This window comes from Caulobacter zeae (assembly GCF_002858925.1).
GTDB lineage: Bacteria > Pseudomonadota > Alphaproteobacteria > Caulobacterales > Caulobacteraceae > Caulobacter > Caulobacter zeae.
Window position 1 is genome coordinate 119,744 of sequence record NZ_PJRS01000009.1, and the last position, 14,496, is coordinate 134,239.

The 14,496-nt window shown below is 68.0% G+C and carries 12 protein-coding genes; 2 read left to right on the plus strand and 10 right to left on the minus strand.

Going from position 1 to position 14,496, the window contains the following annotated elements; translation table 11 throughout:
• Window positions 1–42: 42 nt before the first annotated feature.
• The 9 genes from metH to SGCZBJ_RS03195 form a co-directional block, all read right to left on the minus strand.
• Window positions 43–2,718, minus strand: coding sequence for a methionine synthase (metH, locus tag SGCZBJ_RS03155; RefSeq protein WP_101716572.1), 2,676 nt, complete (start codon window positions 2,716–2,718; stop codon window positions 43–45).
• Complete coding sequence (locus SGCZBJ_RS03160; protein ID WP_101716573.1) at window positions 2,715–3,116, minus strand: DUF4259 domain-containing protein; 402 nt, start codon at window positions 3,114–3,116, stop codon at window positions 2,715–2,717. Before SGCZBJ_RS03160 ends, metH begins: the two co-directional genes overlap by 4 nt.
• A gap of 2 nt (window positions 3,117–3,118) precedes the next feature.
• Window positions 3,119–4,123: a D-alanine--D-alanine ligase family protein gene (locus SGCZBJ_RS03165; protein WP_101716574.1), complete on the minus strand. Its 1,005-nt coding sequence runs from the start codon at window positions 4,121–4,123 to the stop codon at window positions 3,119–3,121.
• 14 nt (window positions 4,124–4,137) lie between these two features.
• Window positions 4,138–5,214, minus strand: a complete 1,077-nt coding sequence (locus SGCZBJ_RS03170) for a homocysteine S-methyltransferase family protein (protein ID WP_101716575.1) — start codon at window positions 5,212–5,214, stop codon at window positions 4,138–4,140.
• Window positions 5,211–6,071, minus strand: coding sequence for a CAU/MBL1b family subclass B3 metallo-beta-lactamase (gene blaCAU / locus SGCZBJ_RS03175; protein ID WP_101716576.1), 861 nt, complete (start codon window positions 6,069–6,071; stop codon window positions 5,211–5,213). The genes SGCZBJ_RS03170 and blaCAU overlap by 4 nt, the downstream gene beginning before the upstream one ends.
• Window positions 6,068–7,018 carry a methylenetetrahydrofolate reductase [NAD(P)H] gene (gene metF, locus SGCZBJ_RS03180; protein WP_101716577.1) on the minus strand — a complete coding sequence of 317 codons (951 nt, stop codon included), beginning with the start codon at window positions 7,016–7,018 and terminating at the stop codon, window positions 6,068–6,070. The genes blaCAU and metF overlap by 4 nt, the downstream gene beginning before the upstream one ends.
• A complete protein-coding gene (locus tag SGCZBJ_RS03185; RefSeq protein WP_101716578.1) occupies window positions 7,015–7,992 on the minus strand; it encodes an ArsR/SmtB family transcription factor in 978 nt (325 codons plus the stop codon). The genes metF and SGCZBJ_RS03185 overlap by 4 nt, the downstream gene beginning before the upstream one ends.
• Window positions 7,993–8,131: 139 nt before the next feature.
• Entirely contained in the window at window positions 8,132–8,497 is a 366-nt protein-coding gene (locus tag SGCZBJ_RS03190) for a VOC family protein (RefSeq protein ID WP_101716579.1), read from the minus strand.
• Window positions 8,498–8,530: 33 nt separating this feature from the next.
• Window positions 8,531–9,490, minus strand: a complete 960-nt coding sequence (locus SGCZBJ_RS03195) for a 2-hydroxyacid dehydrogenase (protein ID WP_101716580.1) — start codon at window positions 9,488–9,490, stop codon at window positions 8,531–8,533.
• 254 nt (window positions 9,491–9,744) lie between these two features.
• On the opposite strand from SGCZBJ_RS03195, the gene SGCZBJ_RS03200 reads away from it, so the two are divergent.
• Window positions 9,745–10,185, plus strand: coding sequence for a hypothetical protein (locus tag SGCZBJ_RS03200; RefSeq protein WP_101716581.1), 441 nt, complete (start codon window positions 9,745–9,747; stop codon window positions 10,183–10,185).
• 70 nt (window positions 10,186–10,255) lie between these two features.
• Here the strand turns inward: SGCZBJ_RS03200 and ettA are convergent, their stop codons facing one another.
• Complete coding sequence (ettA, locus tag SGCZBJ_RS03205) at window positions 10,256–11,923, minus strand: energy-dependent translational throttle protein EttA (RefSeq protein ID WP_101716582.1); 1,668 nt, start codon at window positions 11,921–11,923, stop codon at window positions 10,256–10,258.
• 217 nt (window positions 11,924–12,140) lie between these two features.
• Between ettA and SGCZBJ_RS03210 the strand changes: the two genes are divergently transcribed.
• A complete protein-coding gene (locus SGCZBJ_RS03210; RefSeq protein ID WP_101716583.1) occupies window positions 12,141–14,429 on the plus strand; it encodes a TonB-dependent receptor in 2,289 nt (762 codons plus the stop codon).
• Window positions 14,430–14,496 lie beyond the last annotated feature (67 nt).

The following is a 14,496-nucleotide window of genomic DNA, read 5'->3' on the forward strand; positions in this document are numbered from 1 at the left end:
AGAGTCGCCAGATCCTCCCCCTTCAGGGGGAGGATCTCAGGCTCAAGCCGCCTCGCCTCGCGCCCGGGCCAGCGGGTCGTAGTTGAGGATCGGCGACAGCCAGCGCTCGGTCGTGGCCAGGTCCCAGCCCTTGCGGCGGGCGTAGTCCTCGACCTGGTCGAAGTCGATCTTGCCGACCCCGAAATAGTGGCTCTGCGGGTGGCTGAAATAGAGGCCCGACACGGCCGCGCCGGGACTCATGGCGAAGCTCTCGGTCAGGGCCATGCCGGTGGCGGCCTCGGCGTCGAGCAGCCTGAACAGCGTGCCCTTCTCGGTGTGATCGGGCTGGGCCGGATAGCCGGGCGCCGGACGGATGCCCTGGTACTTCTCGGCGATCAGGCGATCGGCGTCGAAGCCCTCTTCCGGCGCGTAGCCCCACAGTTCCACGCGCGCCTTGTGGTGCAGCCACTCGGCGAAGGCTTCGGCCAGGCGGTCGGCCAGGGCCGAGGCCATGATCGCGCTGTAGTCGTCGCCGGCGTCCTTGAACTTCTTGACGATCTCGTCTTCGCCATGGCCGGCGGTGACGGCGAAGCCGCCGACATAGTCGGCCGGGCCGCCCATGGGCGCGACGAAGTCCGAAAGGGCCAGGTTGGCCTTGCCCTCGCCCGGCCCCTTGTCGATCTGCTGGCGCAGGGTGTGAAGACGGGCGATCTCGACGTTACGAGTCTCGTCCGAATACAGCACCACGTCGTCCTCGACGGCCTGGGCCGGCCAGAAGCCGATCACGCCCTTGGCCCCGAACCAATTCTCGGCGATGACCTTGTCGAGCATGGCCCGGGCGTCGCGATAGAGATCGCGGGCGGCCTCGCCGACCACGTCGTCTTCCAGGATCTGCGGATAGCGGCCGATCAGCTCCCAGCTGGCGAAGAACGGCGACCAGTCGATGAACGGCACCAGCTCGGCCAGGCTCGGCTCGAAGGTCCGCGCGCCGGTGAACAGCGGCTTGGGCGGCGTATAACCCTTCCAGTCGATGGCGTACTTGCGCTTGCGAGCCTCGCCGATGGCGGTGCGGGCCTTGACCGTCTGGCCGCGCGCGTACTGCTCGCGCACCTTGACGTACTCGGCGCGGGTGTCGGTCACCACGCGCTCCTTCTCGGTCGGCGACAGCAGCGAGGAGACCACGCCCACCGCCCGGCTGGCGTCGACGACATAGGTCGTCGGGCCACGGCGATAGGCCGGCTCGATCTTCACCGCCGTGTGGGTGCGGCTGGTGGTGGCGCCGCCGATGAGCAGCGGGATGTCGAAGCCCTGGCGCTCCATCTCGGCGGCCACGAACACCATCTCGTCCAGCGACGGGGTGATCAGGCCCGATAGGCCGATCATGTCGACCTCGTGCTTCTTGGCCTCGTCGAGGATGCGGTCGGCGGGCACCATGACGCCCAGGTCGACGACCTCGTAGTTGTTGCACTGAAGCACGACGCCGACGATGTTCTTGCCGATGTCGTGGACGTCGCCCTTGACGGTGGCCATCAGCACCTTGCCGGCGGCCTTGCGCTCCTGGCCTTCCTTCTCGGCCTCCATGAACGGCATCAGCCAGGCCACGGCCTGCTTCATGACGCGGGCCGACTTCACCACCTGGGGCAGGAACATCTTGCCCGCGCCGAACAGGTCGCCGACGACGTTCATGCCATCCATCAGCGGGCCTTCGATCACGTGCAGCGGACGTTCGGCCGCCAGGCGCGCCTCCTCGGTGTCGGCCTCGATGAACTCGGTGACGCCGTTGACCAGGGCGTGGGTGATGCGCTCGCCCACCGTGCCCTCGCGCCAGGCCAGGTTGATCTGCTGGGCCGCGCCCTTCTCGCCCTTGTAGCCGGGCGCCATGTCGACCAGGCGCTCGGTGTTGGACACGTTGGTCCGCTGCGGACGATTGAGGATCACATCCTCGACGGCCTCGCGCAGCACCGGGTCGATGTCGTCATAGACCGGCAGGTCGCCGGCGTTGACGATGCCCATGTCCATGCCGGCGTTGATGGCGTGGTATAGGAACACCGAGTGGATGGCCCGGCGCACCGGCTCGTTGCCGCGGAAGCTGAACGAGACGTTCGAGACCCCGCCCGAGATCCGGGCGTGGGGGCAGCGAGCCTTGATCTCGCGCGTGCCCTCGATGAAGTCGACGGCGTAGTTGTCGTGCTCCTCGATCCCCGTCGCCACGGCGAAGATGTTGGGGTCGAAGATGATGTCCTCGGGCGGGAAGCCGACCTTGTTCACCAGGATGTCGTAGGCCTTGGTGCAGATCTCGATCTTGCGGGCGGCGGTGTCGGCTTGGCCGACCTCGTCGAAGGCCATGACCACCACAGCCGCGCCGTAGCGCAGGCACAACTTGGCCTGCTCGATGAACTTGGCCTCGCCTTCCTTCATCGAGATCGAGTTGACGATCGCCTTGCCCTGCACGCACTTCAGGCCGGCCTCGATCACCTCCCACTTGGAGCTGTCGATCATCACCGGCACCCGGGCGATGTCGGGCTCGGCGGCCATCAGGTTCAGGAAGGTGATCATCGCCTGCTCGCTGTCGAGCAGGCCTTCGTCCATGTTGACGTCGATGACCTGGGCGCCGGCCTCGACCTGCTGGCGGGCGACCGACAGGGCTTCGCTGAAGTTCCCCTCGACGATCAGCTTCTTGAACTTGGCCGAACCGGTGACGTTGGTCCGCTCGCCGATGTTGACGAAGACAGGTCTCATTGGGATGCGCTCAGGATATTTTGCAGGCTGGCGATGTGGGTCAGCCACGCATCGTGCGCGTCGCCCTCCTGCCAGAGTTCGTCGATTTCGGAAGCGGGGGCGACCACGCGGGCCAGGGCCGCGCGCGCCAGGCGCACGGCGCCTTCGGGCGGCGCGCCCAGGGCGTCCTTGAGGCCCAACTGGTCCTCGGGCAGCACGGCGACGTCGCCGACGCAGGCCGCGACGATGGCCGCGGCGGCCACGGCCATCTCGCCCTCGGGCGCTTCCAGATAGCCCGCGGCCTTGGTCACGTGCTCGAGGATGCGCACCACGGTGCGCCAGTCCGGCGCCTGCGCCAGGTCCTCGATGAAGTCGGCCGCCTCGTCGTTGTCGAACGGTCCGTTGTCCCAGGCGCTCATAGTCAGGCCGCCGTCACGGTTTGTTTGGCGCGAGCCTGCGCCAAGGCCAGCTGGCCGCGCAGGAACTCGCCGAACTCGATCCCCTGCGCCTTCAGCGCCTTGGGATACAGCGACGAGGCCGTCAGGCCCGGCAGGGTGTTGGTTTCCAGATAGACGAGGCCATGCTCGGAAACGATGAAGTCCGAGCGCGAATAGCCGCGGCAGCCCAGGGCCTTGTGGGCCTTCAGGGCCTGGTCCTGGAGAGCGGCGTTGACCTCCGGCGCGAAGGTGGCCGGGCAGATCTCGACCGTGTCCTTGGCCAGGTACTTGGACTTGTAGTCGAACTTGCCGGCCGACGGACGGATCTCCACCGGCGGCAGGGCGATCAGCTCGCCGCTGGCCAGTTCCAGCACGCCGCAGGTCGATTCCAGCCCCTGCACGAAAGGCTCGATGACATAGGCCTGCTCGGCCGCGGCCTTGCGCGCCGCATCCAGGTCAGCCGGCGTATCGACGAAGATCAAGCCGTAGCTGGAGCCGTCCTCGGAAGGCTTGGCGATCAGGCGGCCGTACTTGGCGAAGGCCGCTTCGGCCTCGTCGAGGCCGATGTTCTGCGGAACCGAGACGCCGGCCTGCTCGACCACGTCCTTGGCGCGCGTCTTGCTGAACGCCAGCCAGCTGGCGTGCGAGCCCGAACCGGTGAAGGCCACGCCGCGCGCTTCGCACAGGGTTTGCAGGCTCCCGTCCTCGGCGAAACCGCCGTGCAGGCCCAGCAGCAGCACGCGCTCCTCGCGGGCGGCGACGTCCAGGGCCGTCTCGATGTCGCCGATCGGCTCGCCCTCGGTGGGCAAATCGAGCTCGAACGGATGGTCATGGCCCAGCAGCACGGCCTGGCTGGCGGCATAGACCTGGCCGTCCGGCGCCCAGAACCACAGCTCGGCCTCGGGCAGCACGCGGATCAGGCTCTGGGCGCTGGCCACGGCCACGAGACGCTCGCGGCTGGGGCCGCCGAAAAGGATGGTGGTGCGCATCGTCTCGTACTCGATCAGGCCAGTTCGAAAGGTTCCAGGCCCGCCAGGCGCATGGCCTTCGGGCGTTCAGGAATAGCGCGAGGTTGAACGCCGCGCACCTCGTCCGCCACGTGGCGGATGTGGTCGGGGGTGGTGCCGCAGCAGCCGCCCAGGATGTTCACGAGGCCATCCTTGGCCCATTCGTGCAGGGCGTGGCCGGTCTCGTGCGGCTCCTCGTCATACTCGCCCATGGCGTTGGGCAGGCCGGCGTTGGGATAGGCCGCGACGAGCGTGTCGGCGATGCGGGCCATCTCGGCGATGTGCGGGCGCATCAGATCAGCGCCCAGGGCGCAGTTGAACCCGACGGCGAAGGGCTTGCAGTGCTTGATCGAGTTCCAGAACGCCTCGGCCGTCTGGCCCGACAGGGTGCGGCCCGAACGGTCGGTGATCGTGCCGCTGATCCAGATCGGCAGTTCCTCGTGGCCCTCGTCGCGCCAGTCGAGGATCGCCTTGATGGCGGCCTTGCAGTTGAGGGTGTCGGTGATGGTCTCGATCAGGAAGAGGTCGACCCCGCCCTGGTACAGCGCGTCCACCTGCTGGCGATAGGCCTGGTAGACCTGGTCGAAGGTGACCTTGCGCGCGCCCGGATCGTTCACGTCCGACGACATCGACAGCATGACGTTCAGCGGACCGATCGAGCCGGCGATGAACTTCGGGCGGTCGGGGTTCTGCGCGTTCCAGCGGTCGGCGACCTGGCGGCCGATCCTCGCGCCTTCCAGGTTGATGTCCCAGACGTCCTGTTCGCCCAGGCGATAGTCGGCCTGGGCGATGGTGGTGCCCGAGAAGGTGTTGGTCTCGGAGATGTCGGCGCCGGCAGCGAAATAGGCGTCGTGAAGCTCGGCCACGAGATCCGGCCGCGTCAGGCACAGGATGTCGTTGTTGCCCTTCATCTGGCCGTCGAAATCGGCGAAGCGCTCGGCGCGATAGTCGGCCTCGGTCAGCTTCTTCTTCTGGAACATCACGCCCCAGGAGCCGTCGAGAATGAGGATGCGTTCCTTGGCGGCGGCCTTGAGGGCGGCCACGCGGTTGGCGCGAATGGAAAGGTCGGTCATTTGGCGGCTCCCTGCTGACGCGCCAGTTCCTGGTTGAACCGGGTCTCGTAGCCGTCGACGAAACGGGTCAGCTCGGTGGGGTCGATGAAGGCGTCGGCGTCGCCGCGCAGCTGCTTCTGGCGCTTGGCCAACAGGTCGCCCTGCTCCTCGTGGCTGGGCAGCATGACGTCGGTCGGGATGGCCCGCAGCGCCGCGAAGCTGGCCCGATAGTCGGCGACGATCGACTTGTGGGTCTTGTTGCCGACCAGCACGTTGCCGGCCACCGACAGCGAGCACGGGAAGGTCACGTTCAGCAGCCGCCCCCTCTCGACCACCTGGGTGGTCCAGCTGGTGCAGCCGATGGTGTGGCCGGGCGTCAGGTGGGCGACCAGGGTCGCGCCGCCCATCTTCAGCTTCTGCTCGTCGCCGAAGGTCTTGTCGACCTTCACGGCGGGAAAGGGCGTCAGACCGTTGGCGTTGTCGCCGAAGTGCTGGCCCTTCTCCAGGGCCGGCTTGTCGGCGCGCGAGGCCCAGACCTTGGCGCCGGTGTCGGCCTTCAGCTGGGCCAGGCCCCCGGCGTGGTCGTAATGGGCGTGGGTGTTGATCAGCACCTTCACGTCCGACAGCTTGAAGCCCAGCGACTGGATGCTGCGCTCGATCAGCTTGCCGCCTTCCGCCGACGGACCGCCGTCCAGCAGGACATGGCCTTCCGAGGTCGTGATCAGCCAGGCCGACAGCCCCTCGGAGCCGACGTAGTAGATGTTGCCCGCCACCCGGTACGGCTTGGTCGGCCGCGTCCAGTTGGCGTTGTCGTCGGCCTGGGCGACGACGCTGGTCGAGGCCAGGCCCAGCGCCAGGGCGAGGACGAGGGCCTTCATGCGGCGGCCTCGTGGGCCGGCGCGGTCTCGCGCACGCCCAACACCCGGCAGATGGCGTAGACGAGGTCGGCGCGGTTCAGCGTGTAGAAGTGGAAGTCGTTGAAGCCCTGCTCCTGCAGCTTGGCGCACATCTCGGCGGCCACCGAGCAGGCGATCAGGCGGCGGGTCTCCGGATCCTCGTCCAACCCCTCGAACAGGTTGGCCAGCCACGACGGCACCGAGGTCTGGCACGCGGCCGACATCGTCTTGAGGCCCTTGAAGTTGGTCACCGGCATGACGCCCGGCACGATCGGGATGGTGATCCCGGCGGCGCGCGCCTTGTCGACGAAGCGCAGGAAGGCGTCGATGTCGAAGAAGAACTGGCTGATGCCCAGGGTCGCGCCAGCGTCGACCTTGGCCTTCAGCACGTCGATGTCATGGTCCAGCGACGGGCTTTCGGGGTGCCTTTCGGGATATACCCCGACCAGCACCTCGAATGGCGCGATCCCGCGCAGCGCAGCCGTCAGTTCGGTGGCGTTCTTGTAGCCGTCCTCGCGCGGCACGTAGACGCCGCCGATGCCGCCCTCGCCCGGAGGCGGGTCGCCACGCAGCGACACGATGTGGCGCACGCCGATGTTCCAGTAGTCGTGGATCACCTCATCGACCTCGGCGCGGCTGGCGCCGACGCAGGTCAGGTGGGCGGCCGGCTTCAGGCTGGTCTCGTCGAGGATCCGCTTGACGGTGCGGTGCGTGCGCTCGCGGGTCGAACCGCCGGCGCCGTAGGTCACCGAGACGAAGGCCGGATCCAGAGGGGCCAGGCGGGTGATCGCCTCCCACAGGCTGGCTTCCATCTTCTCGGTCTTGGGCGGGAAGAACTCGAACGACACGCGCGGCCGGGCGGCGCCGACGGGACGCTCGCCGGCGCGGGCCACCGGCCCGATCACGCGGCGGGTGGGCGGCAGGGTCATGCGGCGGTCCTTTCGGCGAGGGCCGCGCCGGGGCGCCGGGCGGTCCAGATCTTGACGGTCAGGCCCTCGGCCGTGGTCGGCGGCAGGGCGATGTTGGTTTCGGGGACCAAGCCCGCGGCCTCGATCCACGGCAGGATTTCGTCGTCGGCGAAGCCCAGGCGGCGATGCTGGTGGGCCTCGCGCAGGAACTCGTGGTCGTGGGGGGCGAAGTCGGCGATCAGCAGCAGGCCGCCCTTGCCCACCAGGCGCGCGGCCTCGGCCACGGCCGCGGCGGGGTCGCCCAGATAATGCAGCACCTGGTGCACGGTGACGAGGTCGGCGCAGCCGCCCGGCAGGCCGGTGTCGAAGATGTCGCCGTGGCGCAGCTCGCAGGCCGTCAGTCCGGCCTTGGCCACCTCGTCGCGGGCGATGTTCAGCATCTGCTGCGACAGGTCCAGGCCCAGGGCGTTGACCGCCCGTCCGCCAAGAAGCGTCAGCATCCGGCCCGCGCCCGCGCCCAGGTCGACCATCTCGTCGAAGGGGCCCTCGCCGGTCGCGCGCAGGATGGCCGTCTCGACCTCCTTCTCGTCGACATAGAGCGAGCGGATCTCGTTCCAGCGCGCGGCGTTGCGCGCGAAATAGGCCTGGGCCCCGGCCGAGCGCTCGGCCCGCACGGCCGCCAGTTGGCTCGCATCGCCCTGCACCACCTCGTCGTCGGCGCCGATCAACGCCAGGGCAGCGGCGACCACCGCCCCGCCGCCCGAGGTTCCGGCCAGGCGATAGAACACCCAGGCCCCATCGGGAAAGCGTTCGACCAGCCCGGCCTCGGCCAGAAGCTTCAGATGGCGGGAAACACGCGGCTGGCTCTGGTCGAGGATCCGGCACAGCTCGAGCACCGAAAGCTCCTCGACAGCCAGCAGCGCGAGGATGCGCAGACGGGTGCTTTCGCCCGCCGCGCGCAGTACGTCGACAACCTGTTCGCTCGCTAGCGCCATAGGGATATAAAGATATCTTTATGTCCGATTTGGCAAGCGAATTCTGTGACGGTGGGCCGCTCCATACCCCGCCGCCCAGAGATCAAAAAGCCCCTCGATGCGACCCTGGTGATGGGATCGGGGATAAATCTTCCAATCCTCAGCCTTCGGCGGCCGGCTGCCACAGCTCGACCTTGAAACCGGCGGGATCCACCAGCCAGGCGAAGCGGCCGTACTCCTCGTCCTGACGCCCCGTCGGCTCGACGCCCTCGGCCGCGGCCCTGGCCAGCACGCCGTCCAGATCATCGACGATCAGATTGATCATGAACGGCGCGGTCGAAGGCTCGAAATAACGGGTGTCGGCCGGGAACGGCGACCAGTTGGTCATGCCGACCTTCGGGTGCGGGAACATCGCCCCGCCCCAGTCCTCGACCTTCATCCCCAGCACCCGCGCGTACCAGGCGGCCAGCCCCTTGGGGTCCTCCGCCTTGAAGAACACGCCGCCCAGACCCAGCACCTTGGCCATGCGATCCCCTTCCCTCTCCCCGAGAACCGAGCGTCAGGCCGCCACGGGGCTGGCCAGCGGTTCGCCGTGGAAGTAGCGGCGCAGGTTCTCCAGGGTCAGGTTGACCATGGCCGGGATGCTGTCCAGCGTCGCGCCGGCCATGTGCGGGGTCAGCACGGTATGGGGCACGTCGACCCAGCGCGCCGGCGGGGTGGGCTCCTGCTCGAACACGTCCAGGGCGGCCATGCCCAGGCGACCGTCCTTCAGCGCGGCGACCAGGGCCTCCTCGTCGACCAGCGACCCGCGCGAGACATTGACCAGCAGGCCGTGCGACCCCAGGGCGTCGATCACCCCGGCGTTGACCAGGTGGCGGTTGCTGGCGTCGGGACGCGCGCAGACCACCAGGATGTCGCTGTCGCGCGCCAGGGCCAGCAGGCTTTCGGCGCGCGGCCAGTTGGTCTCCTTGGGGCGCGGCCCCCACCAGGCGACTTTCACGTCGAAGGCTTCGAGACGGCGGGCGACGGCTTCGCCGATGTGGCCAAGGCCGATGATCCCGGCCTTGCGGCCGCGCAGGCCGTGGCGAGCCCCCATACGATCCATCGAGGTCCAGCGCCCGGCGCGCACCCGGCGATCGCCCTCGGCGATGCCGCGCCACGCGCTCAGCAGCAGGCCCAGGGCGTGGTCGGCCACGTCGCCGGCGTTCAGCCCCACCGAATGCGTCACCGCCAGGCCGTGGGCCCGGCACCAGGGCACGTCGACGCCGTCATAGCCGGCGCTGACGCAGGCGATCAGGCCAAGGCGCGGCATTTCCGCCAGCAAGTCGCGCGGCAGCACCATCTCGCCGGCATGGACGATGGCCTGCACCTGCTTGCCCGGCCCCTCCAGGAAGGCCAGGCGATCGGGATAGTCCCACAGGCGATGCACCTCGTATGCGCCCTCGAGCAGCGGCTGCATCGGCAGCAGCATCTCGTGGGACAGGACGATGTGGGGCTTCACGACGGGGGTCTGCGACATACGGCTTCTCCGGTCCCGGCGCGCGGCGGAATGCCTCCGCCGCCGATCCGCGGGACGATCGTTCTTGCTGGGGACAGGCTACTCCTCTGACGCCCGCGCGCCAGCACTCAACACGCGACGCACGAACATCTGAAGCGCCGTTCTCAACCCGTCATGGGCGGCGACGGTTCCGTTCGCAGCGAAGCTGTGAACGCCTTGACCGCGAAGGGGTTTTATCGACTGGCGCCGAGAACGGCGCTTTAGGGAGAGCTCCCATGTTCACGAAAACCCTCCTGGCGGGCGCGACGCTCGCCCTGGTCGCCTCCGGGGCCGTCTGCGGCGCGGCCGTCGCCAACCCGAAGATCAAGGCCTCGGCCGCCGTGGCCAGCCCCAAGCAGCCGATCCCCTACGGCCAGCTCGAAGCCTACTCCAAGGCCTCGGCCAAGCAGCGCGCGACCAAGGACTGGTGGGCCGGCGAGGCCATGGTCGGCACGTCGGCCGACACCTCGGCGACCCTGCCGCCCGCCGCCACGAACGGCTCGATGTCGGGCGACGCGGCCGCCAGCACCGCGGTGAACCCGCCCACCACCGACGCACCGCCCTCGATGCCGGTCACGCCGCCGACCAACACCCCGCCCGACGACATGATGGCCCCGAACCCGGGCTCGAACCTGCCCGGCTCGGATCCCGTCATGCCGCCGAAGGAACCCAAGTAGGCGCACAAGCAAAAGGGGCGGCCCCGATGGAGCCGCCCCTTTCTTTTCGTCTTCGACCGAAGAACTCCGCTTAGCGGGCGAACTTCTGGAACTTGATCCGCTTGGGGATCAGGCTGTCGGCGCCCAGGCGGCGCTTCTTGTCTTCCTCGTACATTTCGAAGTTGCCTTCGAACCATTCGACGTGGCTGTCGCCCTCGAAGGCCAGGATGTGCGTCGCCAGACGGTCCAGGAACCAGCGATCGTGGCTGATGACCACGGCGCAGCCGGCGAACTCTTCGAGCGCCTCTTCCAGGGCCTGCAGGGTTTCGATGTCCAGGTCGTTGGTCGGTTCGTCGAGCAGGATCAGGTTGCCGCCGGTGGCCAGGGTCTTGGCCAGGTGGACGCGGTTGCGCTCACCGCCCGACAGCAGGCCGACCTTCTTCTGCTGGTCGCCGCCCTTGAAGTTGAAGCTGCCGACATAGGCGCGGCTGTTGATCTCGCGCTTGCCGACGACCATCACGTCGGTGCCGCCGCTGACTTCTTCCCAGACCGTCTTGTTCGGGTCGAGGGCGTCGCGCGACTGGTCGACATAGGCCAGCTTCACGGTCTCGCCGACCTTGACGGTGCCCTGGTCGGGGGTCTCGCGGCCGGTGATCAGCTTGAACAGGGTCGACTTGCCGGCGCCGTTGGGGCCGATGACGCCGACGATGCCGTTCGGCGGCAGGCGGAACGACAGGTCCTTGAACAGCACCTTGTCGCCGTACTCCTTCTCCAGGCCGTTGACCTCGAGCACCAGGTTGCCCAGGCGCGGGCCGGGCGGGATCTGGATGTGGGCCTGGGTCTGGGCGGCGCGGGCGTTTTCCTGCGCGGCGACCATTTCCTCGTACGAGGCCAGGCGGGCCTTCGACTTGGACTGACGGGCCTTGGGCGAGCTGCGCACCCATTCCAGTTCGCGGGTGAGCGCGCGCTGGCGGGCTTCCGATTCCGACTGCTCCTGGACGACGCGCTTCTGCTTCTGCTCGAGCCAGCCCGAGTAGTTGCCCTCGTAGGGGACGCCCTTGCCGCGATCCAGTTCCAGGGTCCACTTGGTGACCTGATCCAGGAAGTAGCGGTCGTGGGTGACAAGGATCACGCAGCCCGGGAACTCTTCCAGGTGGTGCTGCAGCCAGGCCACCGACTCGGCGTCCAGGTGGTTGGTCGGTTCGTCGAGCAGCAGCATGTCGGGCTTGCTGAGCAGCAGGCGGGCCAGCGCGATGCGGCGCTTTTCACCGCCCGACAGGCTTTCGATGTTGGCGTCGTTGGGCGGGCAGCGCAGGGCGTCGATCGCCATCTCGATCTTGGAATCGATATCCCACAGATCCTTGGCGTCGATGATCTCCTGGAGCTTGGTCATCTCCTCCATCAGCTCGTCGGTGTATTCCTCACCGAGCTGGGCCGCGAGTTCGTTGTACTTGTCGAAGACCTTCTTGTCCTCGCAGTCGGCGATGACGTTGCCCCAGACGTCCAGGGTCGGGTCCAACTGCGGCTCCTGCGGGAGATAGCCGCGCTTGACGCCGTCGGCGGCCTTGGCCTCGCCCGAGAATTCCTTGTCCAGGCCGGCCATCACCTTCAGCAGGGTCGACTTACCCGAGCCGTTGACGCCGACGACGCCGATCTTGGCGTCGGAATAGAACGACAGCCAGATGTTCTCGAAGACCTTCTTGCCGCCGGGATAGGCCTTGGTCAGGCCCTGCATCTGGAAAATGTATTGCTGCGCCATGAGGGGCTTTTCGTCTCTCGGGTCGGGTTCGGGGATCGGCCGCTCAAATAGCGGCTGGGGCGGGTTTGCGCAATCTCGGCCCCTTCACAGGTTCGTCGCCGGACTGTCGGCGAGGCGACAAATAACCGTCGCAGCCACGTCGCCGATCCACGTTAGGCGAACAGCCCCAGACGCGCCCGGCGGCCTCCCCGCCCTCGGCGCACTAAGGGATAGTCCAATGAAGTCCGCCCTCCTGCTCAGCGCCGCCCTCGGCGCCCTCCTGTTCGCCGCGCCCGTCATGGCCGCCGAAAACCCCGCGCCGGAACCCGCGCCCGACGCCGCCGCCGAAGTCGAGGCCGTCGTCGTCATCGGCCAGGGCCAGAGCCGCCAGGTCCAGGTCCTCAACGAGGAAAGCATCGCCACCCAGGCCGCCGGCACGAGCCCGCTGAAGGCCATCGACAAGCTGCCGGGCGTCTCGTTCCAGTCGGCCGACCCGTTCGGCGCCTACGAATGGTCGACCAGCCTGTCGATCCGCGGCTTCAACCAGAACCAGCTGGGCTTCACCCGCGACGGCGTGCCGCTGGGCGACATGAGCTACGGCAACCACAACGGCCTGCACATCAGCCGGGCCATCGCCAGCGAGAACATCGGCAAGGTCGAACTGGCCCAGGGTGCCGGCTCGCTGGGCACCGCCTCGACGTCCAACCTCGGCGGCACGCTGCAATTCTATTCGCGCGATCCGTCGGAAATGATGGGCGGCCAGGTCAACCTGACCGGCGGCTCGCAGAACATGCACCGCGTGTTCGCCCGTTTCGAAACGGGCGCCCTGGAACAGCTGGGCGGCCTGCGCGCCTTCGTCTCGGTCGCCGACCAGAAGACCGACAAGTGGAAGGGCGGCAGCGAGCAGAAGCAGCGCCAGTACGACGCCAAGGCCGTCCTGCCGCTGGGCGAGGGCTCGCTGACCGGCTTCTACACCCGCTCGGAACGCCGCGAGCAGGACTACCAGGACATGTCGTTCGAGATGATCAAGCGTCTCGGCCGCGACTGGGACAACCTGATCCCCAACTGGAACCTGGCCGTCGCCGCGGCCCGCGCCTATCAGACCGGCACGGCCCTGCCCGCCCCGTTCGCCACGGTCGACGACGCCTACTACGCCGGCGCCGGCGTGCGTGACGACGACCTCTACGGCGCGACCCTGGCCCTGCCCTTCGGCGACCGCGTCGACTTCAAGGCCACCGCCTACCAGCACAAGAACAAGGGCCAGGGCCTGTGGTACACGCCCTACCTCGCCAGCCCCGGCTTCGGGACGGCCGGCTCCGACGCCGCCCCGCTGTCGATCCGGACCACCGAGTACGACATCGACCGCGGCGGCCTGACCGCCAGCCTGTCGGTCGACCTGGGCGCCCACAAGCTGAGCGGCGGCTTCTGGACCGAGACCAACCACTTCAACCAGGCCCGCCGCTTCTACGCCGAGACGATCTCCCGTCCGTCGCGCGATCCGCTGGACTTCCAGCAGAACCCCTTCGCCACCCAGTGGCAGTACCGGTTCAAGACGCAGACCCTGACCGGCTACATCGAGGACAGCTGGGCGATCACCGACGCCTTCAAGGTCAATTTCGGCTTCAAGGCCCTGAAGGTCGAGAACAGCGTCGAGACCGTGGTCGGCAACCCGCTGGCCGGCACGATCAAGAGTGAGGAAACCTTTCTGCCGCAGGTCGGCGCGGTCTACGCCTTCGACGGCGGCCTGGAAGTCTTCGGCGGCTACACCGAGAACATGGCCGCCTATGTCTCGGCCGCCACCGCCGGTCCGTTCGCCTCGCAGAGCCAGACGGTGGTCAACTACGTCGCCAAGACCCTGGAGCCGGAAAGCTCCAAGACCTGGGAAGGCGGCGTGCGCTATCGCAACGGCCGCTTCCAGGGCGTTGCGGCGCTGTATGACGTGACCTTCGAGAACCGCCTGCTCAGCGCCTCGACCGCTTCGCCGATCCTGGGCCTGCCCGCCGTGCTGTCGAACGTCGGCTCGGTGAAAACCCAAGGCGTTGAGCTGGCCGGCGAGTTCCGCCTCACCGACGCCTGGTCGGTCTACGGCTCGTACACCTACAACAACTCCGAATACGAAGACGACGTCATGAACGGCGACGGCACCATCGCCGCCCGCACCGCCGGCAAGACGGTCGTCAACACGCCCAAGAACCTGTTCAAGGGCGAGGTGAAGTTCGAGCAGGGCGGCTTCTTCGCCCGCCTCGGCGTCAGCTACACCGGCGAGCGCTACTACACCTACGAGAACGTCGGCGGCGAGGTCGACGGCTACACCGTGGCCGACCTGACCTTCGGCTACCGCTTCGACGGCGAGGGCTGGAGCAAGGGCCTGGAGATCCAGGCCAATATCACCAACCTGACCGACGAGGACTACATCTCGACCGTCGGCTCGGGCGGCTTCGTCAACCGCGACACCGCCGGCACAACCATGACCCTGCTGCCGGCCCCGCCGCGCCAGGGCTTCGTGACCATCAAGAAGGCGTTCTGATCAAGCCTCCTCCCTTCCCCCTCGATGGGGCAAGGGCCGGGGTTGGGGGTGACGCGGCGCTGGACAA